General features: G+C 41.6%; 14 protein-coding genes. 8 read left to right on the top strand and 6 right to left on the bottom strand.

Features of this window, described 5'->3' with window-relative positions:
- Positions 1–17: 17 nt before the first annotated feature.
- The 6 genes from R8695_RS12590 to R8695_RS12565 all read right to left on the bottom strand — a co-directional run bounded on the left by R8695_RS12590 (position 18) and on the right by R8695_RS12565 (position 3,377).
- Positions 18–245, bottom strand: coding sequence for a hypothetical protein (locus tag R8695_RS12590; protein ID WP_118409617.1), 228 nt, complete (start codon positions 243–245; stop codon positions 18–20).
- Positions 236–1,054, bottom strand: a complete 819-nt coding sequence (locus R8695_RS12585) for a DUF4097 family beta strand repeat-containing protein (protein WP_167515465.1) — start codon at positions 1,052–1,054, stop codon at positions 236–238. The genes R8695_RS12590 and R8695_RS12585 overlap by 10 nt, the downstream gene beginning before the upstream one ends.
- A complete protein-coding gene (locus R8695_RS12580) occupies positions 1,051–1,665 on the bottom strand; it encodes a DUF1700 domain-containing protein (RefSeq protein WP_154780198.1) in 615 nt (204 codons plus the stop codon). The genes R8695_RS12585 and R8695_RS12580 overlap by 4 nt, the downstream gene beginning before the upstream one ends.
- The gene (locus R8695_RS12575; RefSeq protein WP_154780199.1) at positions 1,662–1,979 is read right to left on the bottom strand and encodes a PadR family transcriptional regulator; all 318 of its coding nucleotides are present in this window, start codon (positions 1,977–1,979) and stop codon (positions 1,662–1,664) included. The genes R8695_RS12580 and R8695_RS12575 overlap by 4 nt, the downstream gene beginning before the upstream one ends.
- Positions 1,980–2,281: 302 nt before the next feature.
- Positions 2,282–2,473, bottom strand: coding sequence for a hypothetical protein (locus R8695_RS12570; RefSeq protein WP_154780200.1), 192 nt, complete (start codon positions 2,471–2,473; stop codon positions 2,282–2,284).
- Position 2,474: 1 nt separating this feature from the next.
- Entirely contained in the window at positions 2,475–3,377 is a 903-nt protein-coding gene (locus R8695_RS12565) for a LysR family transcriptional regulator (RefSeq protein ID WP_154780201.1), read from the bottom strand.
- Positions 3,378–3,772: 395 nt separating this feature from the next.
- Between R8695_RS12565 and R8695_RS12560 the strand changes: the two genes are divergently transcribed.
- The 8 genes from R8695_RS12560 (at position 3,773) to R8695_RS12525 (ending at position 15,285) form a co-directional block, all read left to right on the top strand.
- Positions 3,773–5,038, top strand: coding sequence for an SLC13 family permease (locus tag R8695_RS12560; protein ID WP_154780202.1), 1,266 nt, complete (start codon positions 3,773–3,775; stop codon positions 5,036–5,038).
- Between the two features lie 145 nt (positions 5,039–5,183).
- Positions 5,184–6,089 carry a L(+)-tartrate dehydratase subunit alpha gene (gene ttdA, locus R8695_RS12555; protein WP_154780203.1) on the top strand — a complete coding sequence of 302 codons (906 nt, stop codon included), beginning with the start codon at positions 5,184–5,186 and terminating at the stop codon, positions 6,087–6,089.
- A 15-nt stretch (positions 6,090–6,104) separates the two neighbouring features.
- Positions 6,105–6,737: a L(+)-tartrate dehydratase subunit beta gene (gene ttdB, locus R8695_RS12550; RefSeq protein ID WP_008707382.1), complete on the top strand. Its 633-nt coding sequence runs from the start codon at positions 6,105–6,107 to the stop codon at positions 6,735–6,737.
- A gap of 14 nt (positions 6,738–6,751) precedes the next feature.
- Positions 6,752–9,028, top strand: coding sequence for a formate C-acetyltransferase (gene pflB / locus R8695_RS12545; RefSeq protein ID WP_173720396.1), 2,277 nt, complete (start codon positions 6,752–6,754; stop codon positions 9,026–9,028).
- A gap of 8 nt (positions 9,029–9,036) precedes the next feature.
- Positions 9,037–9,753, top strand: coding sequence for an FUSC family protein (locus R8695_RS12540; RefSeq protein WP_154780204.1), 717 nt, complete (start codon positions 9,037–9,039; stop codon positions 9,751–9,753).
- 214 nt (positions 9,754–9,967) lie between these two features.
- Complete coding sequence (locus R8695_RS12535; protein WP_154780205.1) at positions 9,968–10,876, top strand: LysR family transcriptional regulator; 909 nt, start codon at positions 9,968–9,970, stop codon at positions 10,874–10,876.
- 117 nt (positions 10,877–10,993) lie between these two features.
- Complete coding sequence (locus R8695_RS12530) at positions 10,994–12,268, top strand: SLC13 family permease (RefSeq protein ID WP_118508280.1); 1,275 nt, start codon at positions 10,994–10,996, stop codon at positions 12,266–12,268.
- A 233-nt stretch (positions 12,269–12,501) separates the two neighbouring features.
- Positions 12,502–15,285: an ATP-binding protein gene (locus R8695_RS12525; protein ID WP_154780206.1), complete on the top strand. Its 2,784-nt coding sequence runs from the start codon at positions 12,502–12,504 to the stop codon at positions 15,283–15,285.
- The last annotated feature ends 22 nt before the right edge of the window (positions 15,286–15,307 follow it).

The raw sequence follows: 15,307 nt of genomic DNA, 5'->3' as shown, positions 1-15,307 counted from the left end.
CAAAAAGAATGAGCGTATTAGAGCGTGTTTGAAAAATCATTCAGCATTCCTTTTTTTCTTAACCAGAGCATAAATCCAACACAGAGAATCAACTGTAATATAGAGGACATCGGTGTTGCCAGCCCGATATGGAACAGAGAGATATTCGGCTGGATACTCATAATGTAAGATACCGGCACTCTGACGCAGAATGCACCAAGAATTCCCTGTATCATAACTGAAGTAAACAGTAACGTTATCTGCATTTCAGCCTTATATTTCCACTGTCAGTCTGGATCACCAGATTTCCGCCCGTTCCTTTTTGTGTGTAAGAAATATCACAGTCCTCCTGGTCTTCCACCATCTTACCGGTCAGCGCATCATCTACATTGATATCTCCCATATCAGTATTCACCTGTATGTTCCATGTGCGCATCACGTCTTCTTTACCAATAAAACAAAGATCACCCATATCCGTTTTCACTTTCAGATTATTGAAATCGCAATTTTTAAAAAATACATCTCCTGAATCCGTCTGAACGGCTCCATTTTCGATTTCGCATCCATTCAGCAATATATTGCCCATATCCGATTTAATATCTGCAAGCTTCCATTTCTGACCTTCCGGCACGTAAATTGTTACCACATTTTCATCTGTAGTAAGTGTTCCTTCACCCAAAAGACCCGACAAAAATCCGATATCAACATGATAATAAGTCTTCCCATCATTGTTATTTTCCTGAATCCTTAATTTACCATCCTTTACCTGATAACTGATCGGATCCTTTTTCTGATCGGATGCCCGATAAGAAATATAACAGTACTGATCATCTGAACTGACTACTTGCAAATTCATATCTGTCATGGAGATGTCTGCTGAGTCGAAATCATCAAGCTTTGTTTTCTCAAGAACCATCTCATTATCGCTTTTTTTTGCAGCTCCATCCATTTTGTTTAAATCTGCTGATTTCACATATTTACTTCCACCGCTCGCAACACCGATGCCCGTCAAAGCTGCACCACATACACAGCATCCGACTCCTGCTGCAAGCCATACCTTTGCCCATCTTTTCATCGTTCTAACCTCTCTCTCTTTCTGCCTGTGATCCGGCGTACCAGCTTCGCAATCAGCATGCTGCTCCATTTACATAGATATACGCACAACAGTACACCAAGGATGCCAGCGCCAACAGCCAACAGCCCACTTCCTGTAAGCATTGCAAAACCGCTCATAGAAAACGGAACTGCCAGTATACCGCGGATAAGGATTTTCCCGCCAATAAGCATCAGACATAAAACTACACATAACAAAATTGCAAATACACACACAACTAATGCAAGAACGACTGCAGCAAATGCTGCCAGAAGCGGAGCTCCTACCGGTGCAGCAAATAATACCAATAGCGCTATCCATACCACATGTTTTCCGGAACCTTTCTGTTCTGCTCTGGTCTGTCCATCTGTTTCATAATTCTGATGAGCTTCTATTTTCTTATTCAGAAGATTCGCCATCAGTTCTCTGGCAGCCTCCTTCGGCGTACCAAGTTCTTTCATCAGTTCTTCTGCTCCTTCCTCATCTGTCTCCTGAAAATACTCGGTAAAATATTCCATTGCATCTTCATAGTCCTGTCTCGGAAGCTTCCGCAGATATTTATGCAGCTGGTTTAAATATTCCTCTTTGCTCAACCTCTTATCCTCCCTTCAATAATTCCATCTACAGTGTCTTTGTAGATTTGCCATTCATTGTTCAGATATGCAATCTGTGCCTTGCCTTCTTCTGTAAGGGAATAGTATTTTCTCTTTCTTCCCTGATACTCCTGCGAATAGGTAGTCAGATATCCTGCAATTTGTAACTTCTTCAATATGGGATAGAGCGTAGATTCTTTAATGTCAGCAGCCTTCTTCACTGTCTGACTGATCTCATAGCCATAAGAATCCCTGCTTTCTACCACTGACAGTATCATATATTCAATCAATAATGCTGATACCGGAAAATACATGGAATCACCTCCTGGTATATATGTAAAATATTTATATATATAAATTTTACATATACTATACTTCGATGCTACCACAATGTCAATACATATATAAAATTTTTATATATATTTTTCGGAGCTCAATCGTTATGGTATCTCTGGACAATCTGCAATGGATTTCTGATATCAAACTATTCATTTGACTATCTTTTGGAGTGTGTTTGAACATATCGGTATTTCGTGGAGTCTGATTCCAATATGCATGACCTCATGTGGTCATAAAAATATGCGCATCAGCCGTAAAACTGATGCGCACATAAAAATTATTTTACTGTAACTGTAATCACTTTATATACACCATTCTGTGCATATACCCATATCTTACAGTTTCCTTTTCTCATAGCTTTGATTACACCATCAGATGTCACAGTTACTACTTTCTTTCCATCCACCATCTTGTAAGCCTTTACAATGTACTTGTAGTAAGTTGCTTTTTTCAGCTTAGTGGCGTACAAATCAGAACTTCTGAATCAGCGGATGTTCCCGGTAGTACATCTTGGTGAAGTTCAGGAATTTCTGCATATTATCACTGATGTATTTCCCTTTTTTCCATATCATTCCGATCTTTATGCGGATGGGTGGACTGAGGGGAATTCCTTTTATGCCAGAAGAGGCAAATCTGTCGGTCATGCTGGAATAGAGAAAGCTACCATATTTACAGGTCTTTACTAACTGCAAAATGGTATAAATCTGGCTGCTGCGCATGACGATATCCGGAATGTAACCGTCCATTTCGAAGCGTGTTTTCAGCAGTTGATTCTGTACGGAATCGGCATTGAAAAAGATCAAAGATTCTTTAGACATTTCTTTTGTGGTAACCACTTCTTTGGCTGCCAGTCGGTGGTCATCACTTACACAAAAAACAACCTGGTCGTTGGCAAGGAGAGCCTTGTTAAACTTATCAATATTATACTGTTCCATATTTACCAGAGCCAGATCCAGAGTGTCGTCCTGTACCAGATTGCAGGCACGGACAGAACCATATTCCTCCAGAACAACAGCGATTTCCGGATATTGGTCATGAAATGCGATGAGAAGCTCAGGAAAAAAGACGGTGCTCAGCATAGGCGGAATTCCGATACGAAGAGGGGGTTTTACTCTCGCCATACTGGAGTAATCTGCCTGAAGCTCGGTGCAGTACTGAAGAATGTAGGTAGCTTTGTTATAAAGCTCTTCGCCTTCTTCGGTAAGAATCAGTCGGTTTCCCTTTCTATAGAAAAGGCTGATGCCGAATTCAATTTCCAGGTCGCGGATAGCAACGGACACAGTGGGCTGAGTAACGTATAATTCCTCGGCTGCCTTGGTGATACTGTGGCAGCGGCTTGCTGTGCAAAAGTAACGGAGTTGGTTAAGTGTCATAAGTAATTTCCTCTAAATTCGTTGTAGTGTGTCGAAATATGTCATTTCTATAGCAAGTATAGTATTTTCTGAAACTGCTTTAAGTTATCTTCAAATAAAAAATACCATATACCTATCATAATTTCCATATTTATTTCTAAAGTTTTCTTTAATGTAGTAATATTGCATAAAAAAAACCTGCTAAAATTGAGATTATAAAATTTTTTTATGGGGATATGCAACCCATTAATTTGTTTTTTTATACGTGCATGATTTATAATAAACTCATCAAAGGAAACGTGCACGGCCGGTACCTTTCAAGAGAGATTAATAAAAAAAAGACGGATAAGTAAGACAAAAGCAAAGAGCAAAATAAAAAATGAAATCACAGAAAAAAGTGAAAGGAGATCAATAAAATGTCTCAACAAACAATCACACTGTTATTTCTTGTGTTTACGATCATTAGTTTCATCCTCGAAAAGATACCACTTGGGCTTACAGCTTCGATCTGTGCAATCGGATTGACACTCACCGGAGTAGTGGATGTATCTACAACGTTTTCACAGTATGTAAACAGTAACGTAATCCTTTGTGTCGGCATGTTTGTAGTAGGTCAGGCACTATTTGAAACAGGAATGGCAAATAAAATCGGAGGTCTGGTTACCAGATTTGCCAGAACAGAAAGAACATTGATCATTGCGATCATGGTAATTGTAGGTGTGATGTCCGGATTTTTATCCAACACAGGTACAGCAGCAGTGCTGATCCCGGTAGTCTGTGGAATCGCCGATGAATCCGGCTATTCAAGAAGCCGCCTTCTGATGCCTCTGGTATTTGCAGCAGCACTTGGCGGAAACCTTTCCATCATTGGCGCACCCGGAAATCTGATGGGTGTAAACGCACTTCAGGAAATGGGACTTTCCACAAGCTTCTTCATGTATGCGCCAGTGGGAATCCCAATGCTTCTTATGGGAATTATCTACTTCGTTTTCATCGGATACAGATTTCTGCCCAATGGAAAAGGGGATACAGGGGCAACTGTTGAAAAACAGAAAGATTTCAGTGATGTACCGAAATGGAAACAGACTGTTTCACTGGTAGTTCTGATACTTGTGATTCTTGCAATGATTTTTGAGAAACAGATCGGAGTCAGTATTGAGATTTCTGCATGTGTCGGAGCAATCATTCTGGTGCTGTTTGGAGTTCTTTCAGAAAAAGAAGCACTGGCTTCCATTGATCTGAAAGTAGTATTCCTTTTTGGAGGATCTCTTACACTTGCCAAAGCCCTGGATACAACAGGTGCCGGTGAACTGATAGCAGATAAGATCGTAGGCCTTCTGGGTGCAGACCCGAACCCGATCGTGCTTCTTCTGGTAATATTCATTGTAACCTGTGCACTGACAAACTTCATGTCAAACACGGCCACAACCGCACTGATGATCCCAATTGCAGTTTCTCTGGCAAACAACCTTGGTGCGGATCCGAGAGCTGTTGTTATCGCCACTGTTATCGCAGGCTCCTGTGCATATGCAACACCGATTGGAATGCCTGCAAACACTATGGTAGTAGGACTTGGAGGATATAAATTCAAGGATTACGTGAAATCAGGTTTACCGTTGATTCTGGTATCCTTCGTGATCTGTATGATCCTTTTGCCTGTTTTGTTCCCGTTCTATCCGTGAGAGGATAAAACATATGAGACGGAAGATTTTCCGTTTAATGTAAATGTATTAATAGAAATAAAGCAGAAAACATGCTGCTTTAGATAAATAACCCAAAATTAAAAGCCAAACAACCCTAAACCATTGAATGATCAGGAGGTAAATCATGACTAAGGAAAATGGAGTTAAAGTATTAACAGACATGGTAGCAGATTTTGTTGCCCATATTGGAAAAAAATTACCGGACGACGTAGTAACAAAACTGGAAGAGCTTGGTTCTCAGGAAAGCGCAGCACTTCCAAAAGTACTTTATGAGACAATGACTAAGAACCAGGGGCTGGCTGTAGAGCTGAACCGCCCAAGCTGCCAGGACACAGGAGTTCTTCAGTTCTGGCTGAAATGCGGAACTAATTTCCCGTACATCAACGAGCTGGAAGCCCTTTTGAAAGAAGCTGTTGTACAGGCTACTTTTGCAGCACCATTAAGACATAACTCTGTAGAAACTTTTGACGAGTACAACACCAAGAAAAACGTTGGAAAAGGAACTCCGACTGTATGGTGGGACATCGTTCCAAACAGTGATAAATGTGAGATTTACGCATACATGGCAGGAGGCGGATGTACTCTTCCGGGAAAAGCAATGGTACTTATGCCAGGTGCAGGATATGAAGGCGTTACCGATTTTGTTCTTGATCAGATGACAACTTACGGACTGAATGCTTGTCCTCCGCTTCTTGTGGGTGTAGGTGTAGGAACATCTGTAGAGACAGCAGCCCTCAACTCCAAGAAAGCACTTATGCGTCCGATCGGTTCTCACAATGACAATGCAAATGCAGCAAAAATGGAGAAGCTTCTGGAAGACGGAATCAATGCAATCGGCCTTGGACCGCAGGGAATGGGCGGAAAATATTCTGTAATGGGCGTTAATATCGAGAATACAGCCCGTCATCCGTCTACAATCGGTGTAGCAGTAAATGTAGGCTGCTGGTCACACCGCCGTGGTCACCTGACCGTAAATTCTGACCTTACAGTAATCTGTGATACACATTCCACATGGAAATTCAACGCATAATCGGAGGGAAAAAACATGATCGAAATCAGAGGAGATAAAAAAGTTCTTATTACACCAATCAGTGAAGAAGACCTGGCTGACATCAAAATCGGTGATATTGTATGGCTGGACGGAGAGCTGATGACTTGCCGTGATGTGGCACATCGCCGTCTGGTTGAGTATGGAAGAGAACTTCCATATGATATCAAGGACAAAGCAATTTTCCACGCTGGCCCAATCGTTCGTAAAATTGAGGGAACAGAAGATGACTATGAAATGGTTTCCGTTGGACCGACAACCTCCATGCGTATGGAGAAATTTGAGTATGAATTTACTAAGCTTACAGGTGTAAGAGTAATCGTTGGAAAAGGCGGAATGGGACCGAATACAGAGCGTGCATGCAAAGAATTTGGTGCGATCCACTGTGTATTCCCGGCTGGCTGTGCAGTAGTAGCTGCAACAGAGGTTGAGAAGATCGTAGAACATCACTGGGATGAGCTTGGAATGCCTGAGACCTTATGGTGCAACAAGGTAAAAGAATTTGGTCCACTGATCGTATCTATCGATGCACAGGGCCGCAACCTGTTTGAAGAAAACAAGGTTATCTTCAATGAGAGAAAAGAAGCCGCTAAGCAGGCTATTTATCCGGAAGTTAAGTTCATTAAATAAGGAGGATCCAAACAATGCCTATGACAACTCCTGGAAAATTTGACAGCAACGGAGCATGGGATGGATTTCGCGGTGAAATCTGGCAGGAAGAGATCAATGTCCGCGATTTTATCCAGAAAAACTACACTCCATATGATGGAGACGAAGCATTCCTGACTGATCCTACAGACCGAACACAGAAGTTATGGAACCATGTTCAGAAGCTTCAGAAGGAAGAACGTGAAAAAGGTGGCGTTCTGGAATGTGAGACAGAAGTCGTTTCTGGTCTTACCGCATATGGTGCCGGTTACATCAGTGAGGACATGAAGGAACTGGAGCAGATCGTAGGTCTGCAGACAGATAAACCATTGAAACGTGCATTTATGCCTTATGGCGGTATCCGTATGGCAGTTCAGGCAGCAGAGACTTACGGATATGAGATCAATCCGGAACTGAAGAAGATCTTTACAACCTATGTAACTACTCACAATGATGCTGTTTTTGGTGCCTATACTCCTGAGATGCGTCTTGCCAGAAAAACACATGTTGTTACAGGTTTGCCGGATACTTATGGCCGTGGACGTATTGTTGGTGACTACCGTCGTGTTGCCCTTTATGGAATCGACCGCCTTATTGAGGCGAAAAAAGTGGCTCATTACCGGGCTGGCTGCGGAAACATGTATGATGATGTAATCCGCATGCGTGAGGAAATCAGCCAGCAGCTGAAAGCTCTTAACGGAATGAAAGAAATGGCAAAGGCTTATGGATATGATATCTCCAAGCCGGCAAGAAATGCAAAAGAGGCAGTTCAGTGGCTGTATTTTGGATATTTGGCTGCTGTTAAGACTCAGAATGGTGCAGCAATGAGTGTTGGACGTATTTCTACATTTCTTGACATTTATATTCAACGTGACCTGCAGAATGGTACTCTTACCGAGTCTGAGGCGCAGGAGCTGATCGATCATATGACTATGAAATTCCGTCTGGTAAAATTTGCCCGTATTCCGGAATACAATCAGTTATTCTCTGGAGACCCTACCTGGGTTACTCTGGAAGTAGGCGGTACAAGTCTGGATGGCAGACACATGGTTACAAAGACTGACTATCGTTTCCTTCATACCCTGGAAAACATGGGACCAAGCCCGGAGCCGAATCTGACTGTACTTTACAGTCCAAATCTTCCGACTGCATTCAAGAAATATGCAGCCAAGATTTCCATCGACACCAGCTCTATCCAGTATGAGAATGATGAAGTTATGAAGCCGGAGTGGGGAGATGATTACTCTATCTGCTGCTGTGTTTCCGCAACAAAAACAGGAAAAGAAATCCAGCTGTTCGGTGCACGTGCAAACCTTGCCAAGACTCTGCTCTATGCATTTAACGGTGGTTTTGATGAGAAACACAGGATCCAGTGCGGACCTGCCATGCAGCGCATTACTTCTGAATATGCAGATTATGACGAGGTAATCGAGAAGTTTGACTGGTGGATGGACTGGCTGGCAGACATCTATGTAAATGTGCTGAACCTGATCCACTACATGCATGACAAATATTACTATGAGGCTGCAGAGATGGCTCTGATCAATAATGATTGTGAGCGCTCCTTTGCAACTGGAATTGCTGGATTTTCACATGTTGTTGATTCACTTAGTGCAATTAAGTATGCGAAAGTGAAGATCATCCGTGATGAAGAAGGTATTACAAAAGATTTTGAAATCGAGGGTGACTTCCCGCGCTATGGTAACGATGATCCTCGTGCAGACGAGATCGCAACCTGGCTGCTGCGTACTTTCTTTGATAAGATCCGCCGCCGTCATACTTACCGTGATTCCAAGCCAAGTACTTCTATCCTGACAATTACTTCTAACGTAGTTTATGGTGAAGCTACAGGTGCCACACCGGATGGCCGTAAAGCATACACCTCATTTGCCCCAGGTGCGTCACCATCTTATGGCGCAGAGCAGAACGGACTTCTGGCTTCCCTGAACTCTGTTGCAAAGATTCCGTATCATTGGGCACTGGATGGAATTTCCAATACCCAGACCATTAATCCGGATGCACTTGGACATGAAACAGAGGAACGCAAGAATAACCTGGTTCAGATTCTTGACGGATATTTTACACAGGATGCCCATCATCTGAATGTAAATGTATTCGGTACAGAAAAGCTGATTGATGCAATGGAACATCCGGAAAAAGAGGAATATCAGAACTTTACTATCCGTGTTTCCGGTTATGCTGTGAAATTTATCTCCTTAACAAAGAAACAGCAGCTTGATGTAATTGCACGTACCTGCCATAAGACTTTGTAATTAACATTATGGGACCACAGGAAATGCTGGACAGAGCAGAAGTGAAAAATAAGTGGAAGCTGACGCCTCTGAAAAACTTTAAATCACCACGTCTTACAGAACGTATGTGGCGTACTGCTCTGGTAGTATTAATTACTTCTATTATTTATGAATATCCTTTGGAAGGACGAAATCCCTGTTTTGCATTGATTGGTGCAGTATATGGGGTGGGAAGCCAGTTTGAAGAGGGTTTTCATAATGGGATCAACCGTGTGATAGGGACTTTGGTTGGTGGTCTTCTGGTGATCCCTTTTTATAAGCTGTATATCAGTCAGCCCTTTGGGATACCTGGCTGGGTATGGCTTGTTGCAGGGGTTTGTCTTGTACTCTGGTGCAACTTCGCACTGGGCGCAGACTCTGCAATTCAGCCCGGAATTGTGATTTACTTTGTTGTTATGTTTACTGTCGGAAAGGAAAGGGTTTTACTATACACAATCGCGCGTATCCTGGACACAGGCTTTGGCGTACTTCTAACCCTTCTGCTATATGTTTTATATCCATCTAAATATGATAAGGCAAAGGGAGTCTCCTTAAAAACATTCTGGGCTGAAATAAATAATGCATTTCAGTCTTACAAAATTAAAAACCGTACCATGAGGAAAAAAGAACATGAAAACTTTGGTACGGACGATGATAAAAATTTCTCCTTTATTGTTTCAAAAATAAAAAAAGATAAACATCTCTAAGATGAAAAAGAAAAGGCGACTCACAGATTTTTCTCCCATATATGGTCTGTGAATCGCTTTTTTGGTATTTAACGAATCAAAGTTTCAATTATAGCAGCCATTTTGTTTTACGGGGTGTTACTGTTCGAATCCTGCAATACAATGGTGAGCAGGGGATAGAGAAAAATTGGAAAAAACACTGAAAATATTGTTTGGCTAAAGGGAGGCAGCAGATATGGATAAAAATATACAGTATATTCTGGAAGTGGCCCGGTGTGGCGGAATCACAAGGGCAGCAGAAAAGTTATATATTACACCATCCGCACTAAGTAAATTTGTGCAGGCAAGGGAAGAAGAAATGAATATCAGATTATTTCGCAGACTTGGCAAAAAGTTCGTGCTTACAGATGCCGGACAATATTATGTCCGAAAATGTGAGGAAATTGAACGGATCCAAAATGAAATGGATCAGCAGATGAAGCATCTGGCTAATTTAAATAATAACATCATCTGTCTTGGTGTACAGCCTTCCTTTTCTGATGTTACCCTGCGTACAGTCATTCCTGAATTTCAGAAACATTACCCCAAAATGAAAGTAATTCTTCAGGAATACTCCAAAGATCAGCTGATCAGTATGATAAAAAATCAAAAGATAGATGTAGCTCTTGTAACCACAGACAAAAAGGAAACTGATTTAGAATACAGAAAAGTCAAGTTATGTCAGATCGTAATGGCTGTAAGAAAAGATCACTCACTGCTAGAAAAGACAGAAAAAAAGATGGAGTTTTCTTATCCATGGATCAACCTGAAACAATGTGCCGTAGAAGAAAATGTAATGCTTCTTCCGGGTTCCCTGTTTCGGAAAATGGCAGATGAAGTTTATGCAAAAGCGGAAGCTGAGCCCAATATTGTATATCAGATAAGCGGAACAAGAACTGGTTTAGCCTGCGTTGCATACAATCATGGGGTTATGATCACACTGGATCATATGATTTTTAACAACGTTTTCGCGGAGCAGATCCTGCCTCTTTCCATAGGGGAAAAACCTATGTATACAGACCTGGATCTGGTGTATATGAAAGACACTGTTCTGACAAAAGAAATTGAAACATTGAAAAACATTATGACAGAAGCAATCCAATAATCTACATAACCCAATATTGAGTCTGATGCAAGATAAATTGAGAATATGGAACTGTACTTTCGGCTTTCTCTGACGTATTATCATATTATACGACACCAAACGGTATTGGAGGAAGCTATGACACCATTAGAAATTACCTTGATCATCTTACTTGCAACGCTGGTTGCATTTATGACAGGAAAAATCCCATTCTCAGTAATCGCATCAGGAATTATTCTTGCTCTTATTATGACAGGAGTTATGACACCGGCAGAGGCTTTCAGTGGATTTATAAATACAAATGTTGTTATGTTTGTAGCTATGTTTGTGATCGGAGCCGGCCTTACAAAGACAAGCCTGATCGATAAGGCTCAGAATCTGGTAGTACGTTACAAAGATAATCCAAGAATGCTGATTTTTTTATCTTGTCTGGCAGCTTCTTTTCTGGGCGCAGTAACAAGTGCAACGGCAACGGCCGCTATTATGATTCCACTTCTTGTTGGAATTGCCAATGATATTGGTACCAGCCGGAGTAAACTTCTCTATCCGGCAATGGCATGTGCCAATATTGCAACAACCATGACATTCCTTGGCCAGGGCGCCAGCAACATGACATGGAATGATGTAATGTTAAAAGCAGGAGCAACAAAAACATTACACGTATGGGATTTCACAATTGCAAGAATCCCACTTCTGGCAGTTGCCATTGCTTATATGGTTTTTGTCGGATACAAATTAATGCCGGACATTGATAACAACAGTTTTTCGGATCATGTTCATCAGAACACTGCAGATTCAAAATTAAGCCCTTTAAAAGAAAAAATAGCCATGGTCATCATTCTGGGAAGTATTGGTCTGATGCTGCTGGAAAATGTGATAGGGGTTGATATGTATCTGATCGCATGTATTGGTGCAGTACTCCTGGTACTTACCGGTGTACTTTCTGAGAAAGAAGCATTGGAATCCATCCACATGCCAACAATTTTCCTGTTTGCCGGTGTGCTTGCATTATCCGATGCGATCAAAGTAACCGGTGCCGGTGAAGTGGTTGCAGACCTGATGATCAAAATCATTGGAAATAATACAAATACATACGTGATCATGGCGGTTTTCTTCATGATCCCGTTTATCCTTACGCAGGTAATGTCAAACCTTGCGACTCTGACAATCTTTATCCCTCTGGTAACTTCTGCCTGTATAAAAATAGGCGTAGATCCAAGAGCAGCAGTAGTAGGCGTTCTTACAGCAAGCTGTATTTCCATCATGACTCCAATGGCAGCTCCCTGCCAGATCATGATTATCGAACCAGGCGGATATAAACTGAAAGACTATTTAAAGTGTGGAACACCTTTAGCAATTATACTTGCCATAATGACCATCTTCCTAATGCCTCTCATGTTCCCCATGCAATAAATAGTAACCTTAATACTTCGCGTGCAAAAAGCAATTTCGAAAGAAATTGCTTTTTGTCGTATCTTTCCCTCTGCTTTTTTCGTGGTACGCCTAACGGTAATATTCCAGGAGGTGTTTTTGTCTTTTATTATATAATCAGAAAGAGAAAAATAGACATTTACCTGTAATAAATGTATAATGAAAAATATCGTCAGGTACACTGGCTGAAAATAAAATACTGTTCGGAGAAACATATGAAAAAGTTTAAGATAAATGTACAAGGGTATGGCTGCATTTTATTATGTCTTATTTTATGTATTATGATATTACTTCCCATTCCTGTATCAGCACAGGAGGACAGATCTAAGGTTGTCAGGGTAGGCTGGTATGAGGGAACTTATAATACCACAGGACCAGACGGTCAGAGGAGAGGCTACAGCTACGAATACCAGCAGGCAGTAGCTGCGCATACCGGATGGAAATATGAATATGTGGAGGGAAGCTGGGCAGAACTGATGAGTATGCTGAAAAATGGACAGATCGATCTGCTGGGAGACATTTCCTATACAGAGGAACGTTCCACTTCCATGCTTTTTTCAGAATTGCCTATGGGAGAGGATAAATATTACCTGTATGTGGATACTTCTAATACAGATATCTCCACTTCAGATCTGACTACATTAAATGGAAAAAGAATCGGTATGCTGCCGAATGCACTTCCTGCCGAAATGTTCCATGAGTGGGAGAAAAGCCATGGAGTGAACACGCAGCAGGTTGATATTACCGGTGCAGACGATGTCCGTCAGAAATTGAAAAATCATGAAATTGATGGGTTTGTTTTGAATGAATCTCCGCAGTGGGAAAGAGACAACATTTCACCAGCTATTCTGATTGGTGGCTCCTATAATTATTTTGCAGTCAGCAAAAAACGCCCGGATTTGAAAGAAGAGCTGGATCAGGTAATGCAGAAGATAGAGAGGGAGAATCCTTTTTATACAGACGATCTTTATAAAAGGTATCTCTCCGCAAATTCCCTTGAAACTCTTACGGATGAGGAACAGAACTGGCTGGAACAGCATGGGGCGGTCCGGATTGGATATCTGAAAAATGATGTGGGTATCAGCCTTGTGGATACGGAGTCAGAGAAACCGGTAGGAATTATTAACGATTATATTAGTCTGGCTTCTGGCTGTCTGGGAGAAAAAAACATAGAATTTCAGTTGACAGGCTTTGATTCCCAGGTGGAAGAGCTGCAGGCATTAAAGGATAGCAGGATTGATATGATTTTTCATATGAATCAGAATCCATATGAAGCTGAGCAAAACGATGTTATATTGTCAAATACTGTTTTTGAAATTAATGTTGCAGTACTCACCGGTGTTAAGACGTTTGATGAAAATAAAGAGAATACAGTAGCAGTGAGCAGGAATAACCTGCTGGGAAAGTGGTATATTTCTTTTAATTATCCATTCTGGAAAATAAAGGAATATGATTCATCCGATGAGGTTGAGAAGGCAGTTCACAGCGGTGAGGCAGACTGTTTTGTTATGAAGGCAGGACAGGCATTAAAGACAATGGCAGATAGCAAAATGCGCAGTATTTTTCTTACGAAATCCGGCGCTTCCTGCTTTGCAGTCGCCAGGGACAATACAACATTAATGAATATCCTGAACAAAACCATTCAGACTCTGCCTGATTCCAGACTTTCCAGTCAGTTTTGCGTATATGAAAACGCACCGGGCAAGGTTACTCTGGCAGAATACATAAAGGATAATATGTGGGTAGTCTCCATTTGGTTTGTAAGTGTGGTCTTGATTATTGTATGGATTATAGTTTATCTGCTGATACAAGCGAGAAAAGCCCAGATTCAGGCAGAAAAGGCCAATGCCGCCAAATCAGATTTCCTTTTCAATATGTCTCACGATATCCGGACACCCATGAATGCCCTGCTGGGATACAGTGAGCTGATAAAAAGGGAACTGACTGATCCGAAACTTCTGGATTATCAGGAGAAGATGGAACAGTCCGGAAATCTGCTTCTGTCTATTATCAATAATGTGCTGGACATGGCCCGGATCGAAAGCGGTAAGGTGGAACTGGATGAGGATTATGTGAAGATCAGAGATATTTATCAGGGAATTTACAAAATTTTCCAGGCGGAAGCGGAGAAAAAATGTATTCACCTTAAGATGGAATACGATGTCAAGCATGAGCACGTAATCTGCGATGAGACGAAGAACAAGGAAATTTTCCTCAATCTGATCAGTAATGCGGTAAAATATACAGCTTCAGGGGGAAGAGTTACCATAAGGATCACAGAGCTTGACTGTGACAGGAAAGACTATGTGCGGATACGGACTCAGGTAATTGATACAGGTATCGGAATGAGCGAAGAATTCCTTCCATCTCTCTTTGAGGCTTTTGCCAGGGAACGAAATACAACAGACGGAAAGATTGCGGGAACAGGTCTGGGAATGCCGATCATAAAGAAGTATATTGATATGATGTACGGAACTATTGAAGTAGAAAGTAAGCAGGGAGAAGGAAGTAAATTTACAGTTACCCTGGAATACAGGATTGCTGATAAGAGTTACTATGAACGGGCTACGGAAAAATTTTCAGATATGGATGAAACCAGGATCAGCGGAAAACATATTTTGCTTGCAGAGGATAATGATCTGAATGCGGAAATCGCAGAGTTTATCCTGGAGGATATGGGACTTATAGTTGACCGTGTTGAGGATGGAGTTCAATGTGTGTCAAGGATAGAACAGAAACCGGCAGGCACCTATGACCTGATCCTTATGGATATCCAGATGCCGAACATGGACGGCTACAGGGCAACTGAGATGATCCGCGGACTGTCAGATAAAGACAAAGCCACTATTCCGATCATAGCCATGACAGCCAATGCCTTTGAGGAAGACAGAAAAAAGGCACTGGCAAAAGGAATGAACGGACATATTGCAAAACCTGTTGATGCAGAAAAAGTTGAGAAGACTATTTGTGGGGTTTTGAGCAGGCGGAGTGAACAATAATATTTGCTGGCATTGGCGTAGG

Origin of the sequence: Blautia luti (assembly GCF_033096465.1) — a bacterium.
GTDB lineage: Bacteria > Bacillota > Clostridia > Lachnospirales > Lachnospiraceae > Blautia_A > Blautia_A luti.
This window is presented reverse-complemented; position numbering and strand designations above follow the sequence as displayed.